This window comes from Flavobacterium frigidum (assembly GCF_048286735.1).
Taxonomy (GTDB): domain Bacteria; phylum Bacteroidota; class Bacteroidia; order Flavobacteriales; family Flavobacteriaceae; genus Flavobacterium.
Genome location: NZ_JBLVPU010000008.1, coordinates 91,019 through 107,546, shown reverse-complemented (window position 1 = coordinate 107,546; position 16,528 = coordinate 91,019). Strand labels below are relative to the sequence as shown.

11 protein-coding genes are annotated in these 16,528 nt (G+C 33.5%); all 11 read left to right on the top strand.

Annotation, left to right across the window (positions count from 1 at the left end):
- Nucleotides 1–3 precede the first annotated feature (3 nt).
- The 11 genes from ACNQGO_RS06845 (at nucleotide 4) to ACNQGO_RS06795 (ending at nucleotide 16,484) form a co-directional block, all read left to right on the top strand.
- The gene (locus ACNQGO_RS06845; protein WP_417984779.1) at nucleotides 4–3,084 is read left to right on the top strand and encodes a WD40/YVTN/BNR-like repeat-containing protein; all 3,081 of its coding nucleotides are present in this window, start codon (nucleotides 4–6) and stop codon (nucleotides 3,082–3,084) included.
- Between the two features lie 136 nt (nucleotides 3,085–3,220).
- Nucleotides 3,221–6,052 (top strand): excinuclease ABC subunit UvrA, encoded by a 2,832-nt coding sequence (gene uvrA, locus ACNQGO_RS06840; protein ID WP_417984778.1) that lies wholly within the window; start codon nucleotides 3,221–3,223, stop codon nucleotides 6,050–6,052.
- Between the two features lie 160 nt (nucleotides 6,053–6,212).
- Entirely contained in the window at nucleotides 6,213–6,638 is a 426-nt protein-coding gene (locus ACNQGO_RS06835) for an endonuclease domain-containing protein (protein ID WP_417978689.1), read from the top strand.
- A gap of 266 nt (nucleotides 6,639–6,904) precedes the next feature.
- Entirely contained in the window at nucleotides 6,905–7,633 is a 729-nt protein-coding gene (locus ACNQGO_RS06830; RefSeq protein WP_417945055.1) for an LOG family protein, read from the top strand.
- Between the two features lie 161 nt (nucleotides 7,634–7,794).
- Complete coding sequence (locus ACNQGO_RS06825; protein WP_417984777.1) at nucleotides 7,795–10,566, top strand: gluzincin family metallopeptidase; 2,772 nt, start codon at nucleotides 7,795–7,797, stop codon at nucleotides 10,564–10,566.
- Between the two features lie 186 nt (nucleotides 10,567–10,752).
- Nucleotides 10,753–13,161 (top strand): alpha-ketoacid dehydrogenase subunit alpha/beta, encoded by a 2,409-nt coding sequence (locus ACNQGO_RS06820; protein WP_417984776.1) that lies wholly within the window; start codon nucleotides 10,753–10,755, stop codon nucleotides 13,159–13,161.
- Nucleotides 13,162–13,332: 171 nt separating this feature from the next.
- Nucleotides 13,333–13,626, top strand: coding sequence for a putative quinol monooxygenase (locus ACNQGO_RS06815; protein ID WP_417978697.1), 294 nt, complete (start codon nucleotides 13,333–13,335; stop codon nucleotides 13,624–13,626).
- A gap of 158 nt (nucleotides 13,627–13,784) precedes the next feature.
- Entirely contained in the window at nucleotides 13,785–14,462 is a 678-nt protein-coding gene (locus ACNQGO_RS06810; RefSeq protein ID WP_417984775.1) for a peptidoglycan DD-metalloendopeptidase family protein, read from the top strand.
- Nucleotide 14,463: 1 nt separating this feature from the next.
- Nucleotides 14,464–14,934 (top strand): hypothetical protein, encoded by a 471-nt coding sequence (locus ACNQGO_RS06805; protein WP_417984774.1) that lies wholly within the window; start codon nucleotides 14,464–14,466, stop codon nucleotides 14,932–14,934.
- Nucleotides 14,935–15,272: 338 nt separating this feature from the next.
- Nucleotides 15,273–15,824: a helix-turn-helix domain-containing protein gene (locus ACNQGO_RS06800; protein WP_309755739.1), complete on the top strand. Its 552-nt coding sequence runs from the start codon at nucleotides 15,273–15,275 to the stop codon at nucleotides 15,822–15,824.
- Nucleotides 15,825–16,049: 225 nt separating this feature from the next.
- Nucleotides 16,050–16,484, top strand: coding sequence for a response regulator (locus tag ACNQGO_RS06795; RefSeq protein ID WP_417984773.1), 435 nt, complete (start codon nucleotides 16,050–16,052; stop codon nucleotides 16,482–16,484).
- Nucleotides 16,485–16,528 lie beyond the last annotated feature (44 nt).

The following is a 16,528-nucleotide window of genomic DNA, read 5'->3' as shown; positions in this document are numbered from 1 at the left end:
TTTATGAAAAAAAGAATTATATGGGTTGCTTGCATAGGCATACTATCTGCAACAAATGCTTTGGCACAAGATAAAATTGTCCTAAAAGGCAAAGAACTTTTTGGTGACATTCAAGCCAGACACATAGGTCCTGCTTTAATGAGTGGCAGAATTACAGATCTTGAAGTGCATCCTACAAACAACAAGATCATATACTCAGGTACAGCTGGAGGTGGTGTATGGAAAAGTAACGACGGTGGAGCCTCTTTTAATCCAATATTCGATGAACATATTCAATCTATTGGCTGTGTTGCAATTGATCCTTCAAAACCAGACCAAAACATTTGGGTTGGTACTGGAGAAACATGGACTAGAAATAGTGTTTCCATGGGAGATGGCATTTACAAGTCGACAGATGGAGGTCAGAACTGGAAGAATATGGGATTACCTAAATCTGACAGAATTAGTTCTATTATCGTTGATCCAAAGAATAGCGATATTGTTTGGGTTGGTGTTCTTGGTGCCTTGTGGGGAGATAGTGATGAAAGAGGTGTTTATAAAACAACAGACGGGGGAACCACTTGGAACAAAGTTCTTTTTGTAGATAACAAAACAGGATGTTCAGATTTGATTGTAGATCCTAAAAATAGCGCCATAATGTATGCCTCTTTTTGGGAATTTAGAAGAACAGGTTGGTCGTTTAGCTCGGGTGGAACTAAATCTGCTTTGTATAAATCTGTAGACAGTGGAAAAACATGGAACAAAATCCACACTGGTTTTCCTGCTGGTCAATTGGGCAGAATAGCCATTGCTGTTTCTCCTTCTAATAGCAACATCTTATATTCTGTTCTTGAAACAGAAAAAGCAGAACTGAATGGCTTGTATCGCTCTGATGATGCAGGTGCCAATTGGAAACATCTGAATAATGATTTTGGTTTAGTGGTAAGACCTTTCTATTTTTCTAGAATCACAGTTGATCCAAAAAATCCTGAAATTGTAGTCAAAGGTGGTTTGAGCGGATCCATTAGTCGAGATGGTGGAAAAACCTTCAAAAACCTTGGAAATATGCATTCTGATATCCATGATATTGTTTTTGATATTAATGATAGCAATAGAATATATTGTGGTACAGATGGCGGTGTTTATAGAAGTTGGGATGGTGCAAATACTATGGAAATGGTCAGCAACATTCCTGTTTCTCAGTTTTATCACGTAAGTATCGATGATAAAGAACCATTTAATGTTTATGGAGGTTTGCAAGATAACGGTTCTTGGTATGGCCCTTCAAAAAGTCCGGGCGGAATAGAATCTAGAGATTGGACAAGAATTGGTCAAGGTGACGGTTTTAGAGTAATAAAACATCCAACCAAAAATATTATTTACAGCGAAATGCAAGGTGCCGAAAATGTTTGGCGCTACAATACAGATACGCAGGAGTTGATCACCATTCAGCCATTGGCAGTAAAAGGCGATCCAAAATTACGTTTCAACTGGAATGCTCCAATGGAAATAAGTAAAAAACAAACCGATCGTTTTTATATGGGAAGTCAGTTCGTACATAAATCAGAAGATATGGGTCGTACATGGACCAAAATTTCACCTGATTTAACTACGAACGATGCATCAAAATACAACACAGAAAAATCTGGAGGATTGTCTGTTGACAATTCTGGTGCAGAAAAACACTGTACTATTTTTACAATTGCCGAGTCTCCATTAAACGAAAAAGTGATTTGGGCCGGAACTGACGACGGTAATGTGCAAGTTACGAAGGATGGAGGTAAAACATGGACTAATGTGGTTGCTAACATTATTGGACTTCCAAAAAACACTTGGTGTTATCACATTGAAGCGAGTACTTTTGGAGAAGGAATAGCCTATGCTGTTTTTGAAGGACATGCAACCAATGATTATACTCCATATACCTACAAAACGATAGATTTTGGAAAAACATGGAAATCAATTATTACTCCTGATGTTGATGGTTTTGTTCGTAATATTCAAGAAGATTTTACCAATGAAAACTTATTATACTTAGGTACTGAAAAAGGTTTATACATTACTATAGATGGTGGAGCAAATTGGTCTCATTTTACCAATAAAATGCCATCGGTTGCTGTACATTACATGGAATTAAGTACTAAAACCAATTCGTTGGTGATGGCAACTCATGGTCGTGGAGTTATCATTCTTGATGACATTACACCGTTGCGCCAAATCAGTCAAGACGTTCTTGCTAAAGATGTTCATTTCTTTGATATGAAGCCAGCTGTAATTGAAGAGCAATCCAGTTTTGGAACTACTGCTACAGAATTGGAGTTTGTGGGTAATAACCCATCTTCAAGTGCTCAAATTATCTATTACTTGAAAAAGAGACATACTTTGGGTAAAATGGATCTTGAAATACAAGACGAAAAAGGCAACAAACTTGTGTCATTACCTGCAGGCAAACAAAAAGGAATCAACGTTGTAACTTGGGACTACAATATGAAAAACCCAAAAATTGCAGCTGGAAAAACAGTATCATTTGCTGGTTTCACTGCGCCACGTGTTCAAGAGGGCAATTATAAAGTGGTGATGACTAAAGGGAAAGATACTTACACACACACTTTTAAAGTACTAAATGATCCAAAAAGTAGTATTTCTGCATCTGATAGAGTGAAACAAAAAGAAACTACACGAGAGTTGTTCAACAAAAATGAAGAACTAGCTTATGCGGTGTATGAAATTGACGAAACTGTAAAATTATTAGATCAATTGATTGCTAAAAATAAGAGTTTTGCTAAAAATGGTACAAAAATTAAAACTGATTTTGAGAACGTAAAAGCAAAAATGGTAGTTACTACTGGTGATGGCTACGTAGCTTCGGCAGAACCTCAGTTAAGAGAAAAACTCGGAGAATTATATGCATCTGTTGCTGGAAACTTTACAGCTCCTTCTCCTTCACAGTTAGAAAATAAGGAATCCATTATGCAACGCTTTGATAGTGAAATGAAAGATTTCAAAACGGTTAAGGCTAAAAATGAAGCTACTTATTTAAAACAAGCTAAAGAACAAAACATTCCGTTTGTTTTGAAAACATATGCAGAGTTTATTGCAGAATAAGCACATTTAAAACAAATTGTATCAAAAACGCTAATTCCAATTAGCGTTTTTTTTATGCCCCATTTTAACACAAACTTCTAAACTGTTACATCAAAAGAACAATTCAAAATAGTAACTTTGCTTTTTGCAAAAAATTATGCTAGACAAAGACAATACCATTGAAGTTCAAGGCGCTCGCGTGCACAACTTAAAAAATATAGATGTTTCCATTCCAAGAGAAAAACTGGTTGTAATTACCGGTCTTTCGGGTTCTGGGAAATCCTCCTTAGCTTTTGATACCATTTATGCCGAAGGGCAACGCCGTTATGTAGAAACTTTTTCAGCTTATGCGCGTCAGTTTTTGGGTGGTTTAGAAAGACCAGATGTTGATAAAATTGACGGACTTTCTCCTGTAATTGCTATTGAACAAAAAACGACTAGTAAAAGTCCGCGTTCCACTGTAGGAACGATTACTGAAATTTATGATTTCTTACGTTTGCTTTATGCACGTGGTGCCGATGCGTACAGTTACAACAGTGGCGAGAAAATGGTTTCCTATTCTGATGAGCAAATCAAGGATTTGATTATTCAGGATTTTTCAGGAAAACGCATCAATATACTAGCGCCTGTGATTCGAGCCAGAAAAGGACATTATGCAGAGCTTTTCCAGCAAATTGCCAAACAAGGTTTCCTTAAAGTTCGTGTAAACGGTGATGTGCTGGATATAACTTTAGGAATGAAATTAGACCGTTACAAAACACACGATATAGAAATTGTTGTAGATAGAATGGTTATTGATGATACTCTAGAAAACGAAAAACGGTTAACAGAAAGCATTAATACAGCCATGAATCAAGGAGAAAATGTGTTAATGGTTTTAGACCAAGACTCTAATGAAGTTCGGTTTTTTAGTCGGAATTTGATGTGTCCAAGCACTGGAATCTCCTACCAGAATCCAGAACCGAATTTATTTTCTTTCAATTCCCCAAAAGGCGCTTGTGATCATTGTAACGGATTGGGAACGGTAAATGAAATTAATCCTAAAAAGATTATTCCAAATCCAAAATTATCGATAAAAGCAGGTGGTTTTGCTCCGTTGGGCGAATACAAAAGCTCTTGGATATTTAAGCAATTAGAAATTATTGGTGAAAAATTTGGCTTCAAATTGACGGATGCAGTTAACACAATTTCGGAGGAAGCTATGGAAATGATTTTGAATGGTGGCAAAGAAAAATTCACCATTAATTCTAAAGATTTAGGAGTTGCGAGAGAATACAAAATTGATTTTGAAGGGATTTCGCATTTCATAAAAAACCAACATGATGAAAGTGGTTCTACAAGCATAAAACGTTGGGCAAAGGAATTTATGGACGAAATAAAATGTCCGGTTTGTGAAGGTTCCCGCTTGAAAAAAGAAGCGCAGTTTTTTAAAATCAACGAAAAAAACATCACCGAATTGTGCGATATGGACATTTCGGATTTGACCACTTGGTTTAACGATTTAGACAGTCATTTATCTGATAAACAAAAACGTATCGCTACTGAAGTAATCAAAGAGATTAAGGATCGACTAAACTTTTTGATGAATGTAGGCTTGAATTATTTGGCTTTAAGCCGAAGCTCCAAATCGCTTTCCGGTGGTGAGGCACAACGCATCCGTTTGGCAACTCAAATTGGTTCTCAGTTAGTTGGTGTTTTGTATATTCTGGATGAACCAAGTATTGGTTTACACCAAAGAGACAATGAAAAATTAATTCATTCGTTAGAACAATTAAGAGATATTGGAAACTCCGTAATTGTGGTAGAACACGATAAAGACATGATTGAACGTGCCGATTATGTAATTGATATTGGCCCTAAAGCTGGGAAATACGGTGGTGAAATCATCAGCAAAGGAACTCCTGCCGAGATTTTGAAACACCATACTATTACAGCAATGTATATGAATGGTGAAATGAAAATCGAAGTTCCTGCAAAACGCAGAGAAGGAAATGGAAAATTCCTGAAACTGACCGGAGCAACAGGAAACAACTTGAAGAATGTTTCGATAGAATTGCCTTTGGGTAAAATGATTTGTGTGACTGGAGTTTCGGGAAGCGGTAAATCGACTTTGATTAATGAAACGCTCTACCCTATTTTGAACGCCTATTATTTCAATGGCGTCAAAAAACCGCAACCGTACAAAAAAATAGAAGGTTTGGAACATATTGATAAAGTAATTGATATTGACCAAAGTCCAATTGGTAGAACGCCACGAAGTAATCCAGCAACATACACCGAAGTTTTTACCGAAATCAGAAATCTGTTTACGATGACTTCTGAAAGTATGATTCGGGGATACAAAGCGGGACGTTTTAGTTTTAATGTAAAAGGCGGACGCTGCGAAACCTGCGAAGGTTCTGGTGTTCGAACAATAGAAATGAACTTTTTGCCTGATGTTTATGTAGAATGTGAAACCTGTCAAGGAAAGCGTTTTAATAGAGAAACATTGGAAATTCGATACAAAGGAAAATCTATTTCGGATGTGTTGAATATGACGGTTGATGAAGCCGTTCCGTTTTTTGAAATGATTCCGAAGATTTATAGAAAAGTTAAAACCATTCAGGATGTTGGTTTAGGTTATATCACTTTAGGCCAACAAAGCACAACGCTTTCTGGTGGAGAAGCACAACGCATCAAACTAGCAGGAGAATTATCTAAAAAAGACACAGGAAATACGTTTTATATTCTTGACGAACCTACAACAGGACTCCATTTTGAGGATATTAGAGTTTTGATGGAAGTGATTAATAAACTGGTTGATAAAGGAAATACTATTTTAATTATCGAGCACAATATGGATGTGATTAAACTAGCCGATTACATTATAGACATCGGTCCTGAAGGTGGAAAAGGGGGCGGTCAATTGATTGCCAAAGGAACTCCTGAGGAAGTTGCAAAAAATAAAAAAAGCTATACTGCACAGTTTTTAAAGAAAGAGTTGGTGTAATTCCCCGCCTTTGGAGGGGTGCCCGCCGCGGCGGGCGGGGTGGTTTTTAAATATTGTGATTTTTGAAAAATATGGCTTTTTTATGTAAATTGATGTCTTGTAATGGCACCAACTAAATTGTAGCCTTTACTATCAAGGGAATGTAAAAAAAGCAAATCGTATGGAAAGTACTCGTGAGATAACTGCATATATAAATTCACAACCCATTTATAGAAATTTCATCGAAAACTTACCCTACAACATAAAACTAAAAACTAGATCCCGGGCGTTGCGTAAAGCAGGAGTGCTATCAGAAGTAATTTTTTGGTTGCAAGTTCATAAAGGTATATTTTGGAAAATAGATTTTGACAGACAAAGAATTATAGGTAACTACGTAGTAGATTTTTATGTAAAAACCTTAGGGTTGGTAATCGAAATTGACGGTTCAAGCCATGACAATAAAGAAGAATACGACCAAAAAAGAGAAGAATATCTACTATCTTTAGGATTAAAGGTGTATCGAATATCTGATTTACGGGTAAAACATGATTTGAATAATGTGATGAAGGAGCTAGAGCAATATATAGTTGTAGAATTTGGTAAATAAGCTATTAACTTTTGAAAATGTAGGACTAAAAACCACCCCGCCCTGCGGGCACCCCTCCAAAAGAGGGGAATATGAGACTAGAGAATAATAAAAAATACAAAAGCAGTATGTTGCAGTTATAAAAAAAGAATTACTTTAGTAGGCTTGATTTTTAGCCCTGATGGAAGTGGCATCCTTTTTATTTTTTTCTTTAAAAAATAAAAAGATAGAACGGAAAGCAGGATAAAGCTCCAAAAAAAATAAAATAGATAATTAAAATACAGAATATGAGATTAGAAGATTTTGACAATGACGAGGATAAAGTAATCCAAGACCGATTAAAACAAAAGACTTGGAACGAGATTAGAACCAATGACAGTTGGGCCATTTTTAAAATCATGGCTGAGTTTGTTAATGGGTATGAAAGTATGGGACGAATAGGTCCGTGTGTGAGTATTTTTGGTTCTGCGAGAACAAAACCCGAAGATCCATATTACTTGTTGGCTGAAAAAATTGCTTATAAAATCAGTAAAGCTGGTTATGGTGTGATTACCGGCGGTGGACCTGGAATTATGGAAGCCGGGAATAAAGGCGCGCATCTAGGTGGCGGAACTTCGGTAGGATTGAATATTGAATTGCCGTTTGAACAACATTACAACCCATATATTGACAACGATAAAAATTTAAATTTTGATTATTTCTTTGTTCGAAAAGTAATGTTTGTCAAATATTCGCAAGGATTTGTGGTTATGCCTGGCGGTTTTGGGACTATGGATGAATTGTTTGAAGCCATGACTTTAATACAAACTAAAAAAATTGCTAAATTCCCAATTATATTGGTCGGATCCAGTTTTTGGTCTGGATTAATGGATTGGATAAAAACAGTTTTGGTAGAAAGAGAACGCACCGTAAGTGCTGATGATTTGAATTTATTTAAAATTGTAGATACTGAAGATGAAGTGGTTGACGTCCTCGATAAGTTTTATAAAAAGTATAATTTATCTCCAAATTTCTAACAAATAAGCTGTCTCAATCGACAGCTTTTTTTTGTGGTAATTTTTTTTCCAATTCTAATGTAAAAAAAAGTATATTTATTTTTTAATATAATTTATCCAAGCACTTGAATCTACTTTTTAAAATTACGATATATACCTTTCTTGTATTACTTTCAATAAAAATGCAAGCACAACATCATTCTAAAATGGTAGTTGAACTGAATTCCAGTACTAAAACAATACGTACACAGCAAGAAATTACATTTTTTAATCAATCGAATGACACTTTGACGTCGATTGTTTTAAACGATTGGAACAACGCCTATTCTAATAAAAATACACCACTTGCCAAACGTTTTTCAGATGAATTTTATAGAGGCTTTCATTTGGCAAAAGAGGAAGAACGAGGAAGTACCACAAATATCTCTATTTTGGATACCAATAAAATGGATTTATCTTGGGAAAGAACCGAGAAAACCCCCGATTTAATTGAAATTAAATTGAAAGAAAAACTACTTCCCAATCAGAAAATCACCTTATTTATCTTGTACTTGACTAAAATTCCCAGTGATAAATTTACAAAATACGGATATAGTTCCAATGGAGTTATTACTCTAAAAAACTGGTTTTTGACACCGGCCCGTTATGAAAATCATCAATTTATAAGATACAGCAATATTAATTTAGATGATATTGCTAATGCTACCACTAGTTTTCAAATTGAATTAAATATTCCTAAAAACTTAGAAGCTATTTCTGATTTAAATAGCAGCAAATCAGTTAATGACGCAACGTTTACAAATTATCAATTATCAGGAGATAATAGAACTAATTTTAATCTTATCATTGAACCTAAATTAAATTTTGAAAGTTTTAAAAATAGCAGTGTAGAAGTACTGACTAATTTAAAAAACAATAAGTTAGACGCCATTCAAAAAGCAATTGTAATAGATCGAGTTGTGAATTTTGCAAACGAATTAATAGGCAAATTTCCTCACGACAAAATTATCGTTTCGCAGACAGATTATGACAGAAATCCGTTTTATGGTTTGAATCAATTGCCAGCGTTTATCAGTCCGTTTCCAGATGAATTTATTTTTGAAATTAAATTCCTCAAAACCTATCTTAATGAATATCTTAAAACTAGTTTAAAACTAGACCCAAGAAAAGACAACTGGATCTATGATGGTTTGCAGGTATATGCCATGATGAAATATATGGATGAAAATCACCCTGAAGCTAAAATGATGGGCAGCCTCTCTAATATACGCCTTTTAAATAGTTTTAATATTGCTACTATTAGTTTTAATGAGCAATACAGTTATTTTTATATGTTAATGGCGCGAAGAAATTTGGATCAGCCACTTGGAGATTCAAAGAATACTTTGATCAAATTCAACGAACAAATAGCCAGTAAATATAGATCTGGTTTGAGTTTGCGATTTCTGGATTCCTATGCACAAAATAATATTGTACCAAATAGCATCAAACAATTTTACATTCAAAATCAAGTCAAACAAGTTTCTAGAATAGATTTTGAAAACATACTAAAATCAAATACAGATAAAGATATTAATTGGTTTTTTAAAACGATTATTGATTCCAGAGACATTATAGATTATAAATTTTCTAGTGTAGCAAAAACCAATGACAGCATCACTTTCACCATAAAAAATCGTACTGGAACTCCCATTCCAATTCCGGTTTATGGCACTAAAAAAGGTACTGTAGTTTTTAAAGAATGGTTGGATATAACAACGGGTGATAGCACTTTTACGCTAAAGAGAAATGGGGCAGATAAAATAATTTTGAATCTAAAAAATGAGGTTCCCGAATTTAATTTAAGAAATAACTGGAAAAAGCTTAATGGTTTTTTTCCGAATAACAGACCCATAAAGTTCGTTTTTATGAAAGATTTAGAAGATCCATATTATAATCAAATATTGTATGTACCCTCTATTTCTTATAACTTATATGACGGAATTACACCCGGATTGCGATTGCATAATAAAACAATACTCGATAAACCCTTTACTTTTGATATTAATCCATCCTATTCTACTAGGTCTAATAACGTATCAGGATCAGGTTCTATTGCAGTAAATCAAAATTATCGAAACAGCACCTTATTTAATGTGAGGTATTCCATGAGTGGTTCTTACTTTCATTATGCGCAAGATGCTTCCTATCTTAAACTAAATCCAATGGTTCAATTGCGTATCCGAGAGCCTAATTTTAGAGACAATAGAAAACAATTAATTTTATTTAGACAAGTGCTAGTAAACCGGGAAAAGAGCGCTTTTGTAATTGACAACGGACCTGCCAACTACTCTATTTTTAATGCGCGGTATGTAAACACCAAAACCGAGGTTACAAATCATTTTAATTTTAATACTGATGTTCAAATATCAGGTGGGTTTGGAAAAATAAATGGCGAAATTGAATACAGAAAGCTTTTTGAAAACAACCGTCAACTTAATTTACGTTTTTATGCTGGTAGTTTCTTGTACAATAAAACTGGATCTGATTTTTTTAGTTATGCAGCAGACCGACCTACTGATTACTTGTTTGATTATAACTATTTAGGACGTTCAGAAAGTACTGGTTTATATAGTCAACAATTCATTTTGGCAGAAGGCGGTTTTAAATCAAAAATAAAAACACCTTATGCAAATCAATGGATTAGCAGTTTAAATGCTAGTGTGAGTATTTGGAATTGGATTGAAATTTATGGAGATGTTGGATTGCTAAAAAATAAAAACCAAAAAGAGCAGTTTATTTACGACAGTGGCGTAAGACTGAATCTGGTAACGGACTACTTTGAGCTGTATTTTCCGGTATATTCTTCCAATGGATGGGAAATAGCACAAAATAATTACAACGAGAAAATACGATTCATAGTAACTTTCTCTCCTAAAACATTAATCAATCTTTTTAATCGAAAATGGTTCTAATTCGATATAGATTTTAATTATTTTTTAAATTATTCTCAATAATACGGTATAAAAATTACATATGTAAAAAAAATATAGTTCATTTTATTAGAATAAATTACTAAAATTTAATTTTATTTTTTTAGAGAATTATGAAAATAACTAGTTTTTAAGTAAATTTGCCTTAATAAGTTATACTTTTCAATTATGATAAAAGAACAAACCAATACTACATTAACATTTGAAGATTTCAAAACCGAAGTACTGAGTGACTACACGTTAGCAATAACAAGTAGAGAATGCAGCCTTTTGGGACGTAAAGAAGTATTGACTGGAAAAGCTAAATTTGGCATTTTTGGTGATGGGAAAGAAGTACCACAACTAGCCATGGCAAAAGCCTTCAAGAATGGTGACTTCCGATCTGGTTACTACCGCGACCAAACTTTTATGATGGCAATTGGAGAGTTGACAATGCAACAATTTTTTGCTGGTTTGTATGGTCATACAGATGTAGAACAAGAACCTATGTCTGCAGGAAGGCAAATGGGTGGCCACTTTGCTACTCATAGTTTAAATGAAGATGGAAGCTGGAAAAACTTAACTCAACAAAAAAATTCAAGTGCTGATATATCGCCAACGGCAGGACAAATGCCAAGATTATTAGGACTTGCCCAAGCCTCCAAGATATACAGACAAATTGCTGGAATACCAAATGCTGCAAATTTCTCTGATCAAGGAAATGAAATTGCTTGGGGAACCATAGGTAACGCAAGTACATCCGAAGGCTTGTTTTTTGAAACCATAAACGCTGCAGGTGTATTACAAGTACCAATGGTTATGAGTGTTTGGGATGACGAATATGGAATATCTGTACATGCAAAGCACCAAACAACCAAAGAAAATATTTCAGAAATTCTAAAAGGATATCAGAGAGAAGATGGTACTAATGGTTATGAAATATTGAGAGTTAAAGGTTGGGATTACGCAGACTTAGTAGCTACTTATGAGAAAGCAGCTGCAATTGCTCGTGAAAACCACGTTCCTGTTTTGATCCACGTCAATGAATTAACACAGCCACAAGGGCATTCGAGTTCTGGATCTCACGAACGATATAAAGATGCCAATCGTTTGGCTTGGGAAAGAGATTTTGATTGTATTCGTCAAATGAAACTTTGGATGATCGCCATCAATATTGCCTCTCCAGAGGAAATTGATGCTATTGATGCTAATGCCAAAAAAGAAGTTTTAGAAGCTAAAAAAGCGGCATGGAATGCATTTATAGAACCTATTGTTGAAGAACAAAAACAACTAGTTGGACTGCTAGAAAAGCTAGCTGCAACCAGTAAAAATAAAGATCGTATTGTACAATTTACCACCGATTTAAAAGGGATTAAATCACCTTTGAAAAAGGAAATTTTGGTTGTAGCACGTAAAGTATTGCGATTATTACAAAATGAAAACGGTAAAGAAGAACTATCTCAATGGATTAGTTCATACACTACAAAAACACAAGAAAAATTTAGCAGCAATCTTTTTTCAGAAACAGATTTAAATGTTTTTTCTGTAGAAAAAGTATTGCCCGTATATCCAGAAAACGCGAAAGAAGATACAGATGGTCGTATGATTTTACGCGATAATTTTGATGCTATTTTTACCAAATATCCTGAAACATTGATATTTGGTGAAGATGCAGGAGCTATTGGTGACGTAAATCAAGGACTGGAAGGAATGCAAGAAAAATATGGAGAGTTACGTGTTGCCGATGTGGGAATACGCGAGGCTACTATACTAGGACAAGGAATTGGTATGGCGTTGCGTGGCTTGCGACCAATTGCTGAAATTCAATATTTAGATTATTTATTGTATGCCATCCAAATCATGAGTGATGATTTAGCTACACTTAGATACCGAACGGTGGGCAAACAAAAAGCACCATTAATTATACGAACACGTGGTCATCGTTTAGAAGGAATTTGGCATTCAGGGTCTCCTATGGGAATGATCATAAACGCAATTCGAGGAATTCATGTTTTAGTCCCTAGGAACATGACGCAAGCAGCTGGTTTTTATAATAGTTTGCTTGAATGTGATGAACCGGCTTTGGTAATCGAATGCTTGAATGGGTACCGATTAAAAGAAAAAATGCCATTGAACTATGGTGAGTTTAAAACGCCAATTGGAGTTGTAGAAACACTGAAAAAAGGAACAGACATTACATTAGTTTCCTATGGATCAACATTACGCTTAGTTCAGCAAGCAGCAAATGAACTCTTAGAAGTAGGTATAGATTGTGAGATTATCGACTTACAATCGTTGCTCCCATTTGATGTGAACCAAGATGTTGTAAAAAGTATCGCTAAAACAAATCGCCTATTAGTAATTGATGAAGATGTACCTGGTGGCGCTTCAGCTTATATTTTACAACAAATCATAGAACAACAAGACGCCTACAATTATTTAGACAGCAAACCACAAACTTTGACTGCAAAAGCACATAGACCTGCTTATGGAACAGACGGAGATTATTTCTCTAAACCTTCATCCGAAGACATTTTTGAAAAAGTTTATGAAATGATGAATGAAGTAAATCCTGTTAAGTTTCCTAGTTTATATTAGTCCAGACAACATTAATAATGAATAATCCTGACTGGCAACAGTTATGATTTTTTATGACTACCTCTATCCGATTTGGAGCCATACAAAGCATAAATAAATTAGTAAACAAAAGTTAAACTATTTCAATCTGATAAGGATTAATAGTACTTTTAAATTCTAAATAAAATAACAATGGAAAAATATGCCTTATTAGCTCGATTAGAAGCTAAACCTGGAAAAGAAGAGGAAGTTGCCGCATTTTTAAAAAGCGCGTTACCACTAGTTTTGGACGAGCCAGAAACAGTAAATTGGTATGGATGGCAAATAGGAACTTCTACTTTTGGAATTTTTGATACTTTTGAAACAGAAGAAGGAAGAAAAGCACATCTTGAAGGCAAAATTGCTGAGGCATTGATGGCAAATGCTGGCACCCTACTCTCTAAAGATCCAGTAATTGAATTTGTAGCGTTATTAGCTGTAAAATAACTGCTAGCTTTTTTTGAAAGTGAAAAGCAAATAACGTTCTCATTTACATACCAGAAAAATGATGTTTTAGAAAAACATATTACCTAAATAATGCCAACGTAATCTAATTATGTTGGCATTTTTATTTTAAATTAGTGTTTTAAAAAAATAAATAATAAATGAAAGTACTAGAAAATATATTACAAGAGCTTGAAAATGTAAAAGTTATAGATGCTACAATTGATTATAATCAATATATTCCATTGGATATTTCTACAAATAATGATATTTTTAAAAAACAAAACATAGATAATGCTGCTGATTTTGAAACTTATATAGAAAATTATTTAAGTAAAAATAATGCAAAAGTGGCTTTTGGAGGGTACAATGAAATTAGAAATTTGTACAAACGAAGTGGAATTTTCAACGATACAACAACTGAAGAGCGAAACATACACATTGGATTAGACTTATGGATAAAAGCAGGTACTGCCGTTCTAGCAGCTGTAGATGGTTTTGTTCATAGCTTTAATTATAATACTGGATTAGGAGACTACGGTCCTACAATTATTTTAGAACATAAAATTGAAGATCATAAATTTTATACTTTATACGGGCATTTGTCGTTAGAAAGTATTGATGGAATTGAGATTGGCACCGTTTTTCTAAAAGGACAACAATTAGGAACTATAGGTGATGCATCGGTAAATGGGGATTACGCACCTCATTTGCATTTTCAAATTATTGCCGACATCTCAAACTCAATTGGAGATTATCCTGGAGTTTGTAGTAAAAGTAATTTGGCATTTTCTCTAAAAAATTGTCCAGATCCTAACTTATTATTAAAAATTACTTAAAATGAAAAAAATACTTATTGTATTCAGTCTGTTACTGCTTATTGGTTGTAATTCAAAAAAAACAGCCGTAGAGGAACCCAAAAAAGCTAATTTTGAAAAAATTAGTTTTGCAGAAATAAATGATTTACAAAAAGACAAAGCATACGACTTGGGTAAGAGAGTTTTGATGACTTGCAATACATCAAAGTTTAAACCCTTCAATACAACTGAGGCAACATCATCCGTTATACATAACACAACGGAGGAACGCTTGACAAAAACTTGTACTCGTTTTCGTCAATATTATGGCACTTTCAAAGATTTAGAACTCGTTGAAGTGTATAAAAACAATTACGATAAAACAACAATTTTTAGATACAAAGCAATGTATTCAAAAAAAGTAGCTAATAAAGAACTGCGTGTTTCAATGAATGTAGAAAATAAAGTTTCAGCTATTAAATCTCTAGATTGGGTTGATTCTTTTTCAAAATAGATACTATTACTAAACAACGTATTGATAAGTAATTGTATAAATAATTATTTTTAATTGTTAAAAAACATTCTTGATGCAACATTAAATTCTATTAAATGCTATTTGCCTTGTTTTGTTGTCAAAGTATTTACCGCTTATGTTTCATCTTGATTTAAAATAGTTTATTAAAAGCAGTCGCATTTCGTTAGTAAATCTTAACACTATTGATACAATTCTGTTGTTAACAATCTGTGAATTTTGTAAATTATTCTTAAAGTTATGTAAGTCATTTTAATGCCTTATTTTAGAAATTTACATAATCTGTTAAAAAAATAAATTTGAAACTATACATTAAATACATGGTAAGCAATCGCTGCAAAATGGCGGTTAAAGAAGAGTTAAAAAAACTCCATTTACACTATATGGTTGTCGATTTAGGCGAGGTTGAAATCATGGAAAACATAACTATGGATCAACGTCTTCAATTAAAATCGGCTCTTTTAGACTCTGGATTAGAATTAATGGATGATAAAAAATCCATGCTAATCGAGAAAATTAAAAATGTAATCATTCAAATGGTTCATCACTCGACAGAAAATATAAAAATTAATTTTTCTGATTATCTGAGTCAACAATTGAATCATGATTACACCTATCTCTCCAACTTATTTTCAGAAGTTCAAGGTACTACAATCGAACAATTTATTATTTCTCATAAAACGGAAAGAATAAAAGAATTGATTATTTATGGTGAATTGAACATTACTGAAATTGCCTGGAAAATGAACTACAGCAGTGTAGCGCACTTATCAAGCCAATTTAAAAAAGTTACTGGATTATCTCCATCACATTTTAAACAACTAAAAGACAAAAGACGAAATCCAATAGAGGAAATAGGTCTTAAAAAATAGTTTGATTTTTTTATGGAAAAGTAAAAAATCATTAAACTATAAAGATATTTAAGTACAAAAATGCTCGATTTCGTATTTACTATAAAGTAGATAACCCAGTTCGCTAATCTTTATGGATTGCAAAACTGTCAAAATTTTATTTTAGTACTTCTATAATTATATTGAAAACAAACAAAAGTTGCATAAATAGCATAAAATATACACCTACACTAAAAATACCATATAATGAAAAATGATACTAAAGTAAAGATCTTCCTAGTAGATGATGACGCACTGTTTTTAAAATCTTTAGAAATTGAATTTTTAGACAATGCCGATTTTTTAATTGAAACATACCCCACTGGAGAATTATGTATTGCAAATTTATCAAATAATCCAGATATTGTCATATTAGATTATCAACTTGATGGAATTGTAGTCAATGCAATGAATGGACTTGAAACCTTAGATAAGGTAAAAGAGTTTAATCCTGAAATTCCTGTAATTATGCTGTCCTCTCAGGATAAAATAGAAGTTGCTATTAACTGTATGCATCATAAAGCTTTTGATTATGTGGTAAAGAGTGAAACTGCTTTTGTTCGTTTACAAAAAATTATAACCTCAATTTTTCAGTATCAAAAAATGCAAAAAGAATTGAACTGGTACATGGATCGCATGTAAAATAGGCTTTAAATAAAGAGCGTATTTTAATTTTATTTAGATGA

Bases quoted from the DNA above. Each gene is read 5' to 3' on its own strand.
- ACNQGO_RS06845 (WP_417984779.1), top strand. From the start codon at position 4: ATGAAAAAAAGAATTATATGGGTTGCTTGCATAGGCATACTATCTGCA.
- uvrA (WP_417984778.1), top strand. From the start codon at position 3,221: ATGCTAGACAAAGACAATACCATTGAAGTTCAAGGCGCTCGCGTGCAC.
- ACNQGO_RS06835 (WP_417978689.1), top strand. From the start codon at position 6,213: ATGGAAAGTACTCGTGAGATAACTGCATATATAAATTCACAACCCATT.
- ACNQGO_RS06830 (WP_417945055.1), top strand. From the start codon at position 6,905: ATGAGATTAGAAGATTTTGACAATGACGAGGATAAAGTAATCCAAGAC.
- ACNQGO_RS06825 (WP_417984777.1), top strand. From the start codon at position 7,795: ATGCAAGCACAACATCATTCTAAAATGGTAGTTGAACTGAATTCCAGT.
- ACNQGO_RS06820 (WP_417984776.1), top strand. From the start codon at position 10,753: ATGATAAAAGAACAAACCAATACTACATTAACATTTGAAGATTTCAAA.
- ACNQGO_RS06815 (WP_417978697.1), top strand. From the start codon at position 13,333: ATGGAAAAATATGCCTTATTAGCTCGATTAGAAGCTAAACCTGGAAAA.
- ACNQGO_RS06810 (WP_417984775.1), top strand. From the start codon at position 13,785: ATGAAAGTACTAGAAAATATATTACAAGAGCTTGAAAATGTAAAAGTT.
- ACNQGO_RS06805 (WP_417984774.1), top strand. From the start codon at position 14,464: ATGAAAAAAATACTTATTGTATTCAGTCTGTTACTGCTTATTGGTTGT.
- ACNQGO_RS06800 (WP_309755739.1), top strand. From the start codon at position 15,273: ATGGTAAGCAATCGCTGCAAAATGGCGGTTAAAGAAGAGTTAAAAAAA.
- ACNQGO_RS06795 (WP_417984773.1), top strand. From the start codon at position 16,050: ATGAAAAATGATACTAAAGTAAAGATCTTCCTAGTAGATGATGACGCA.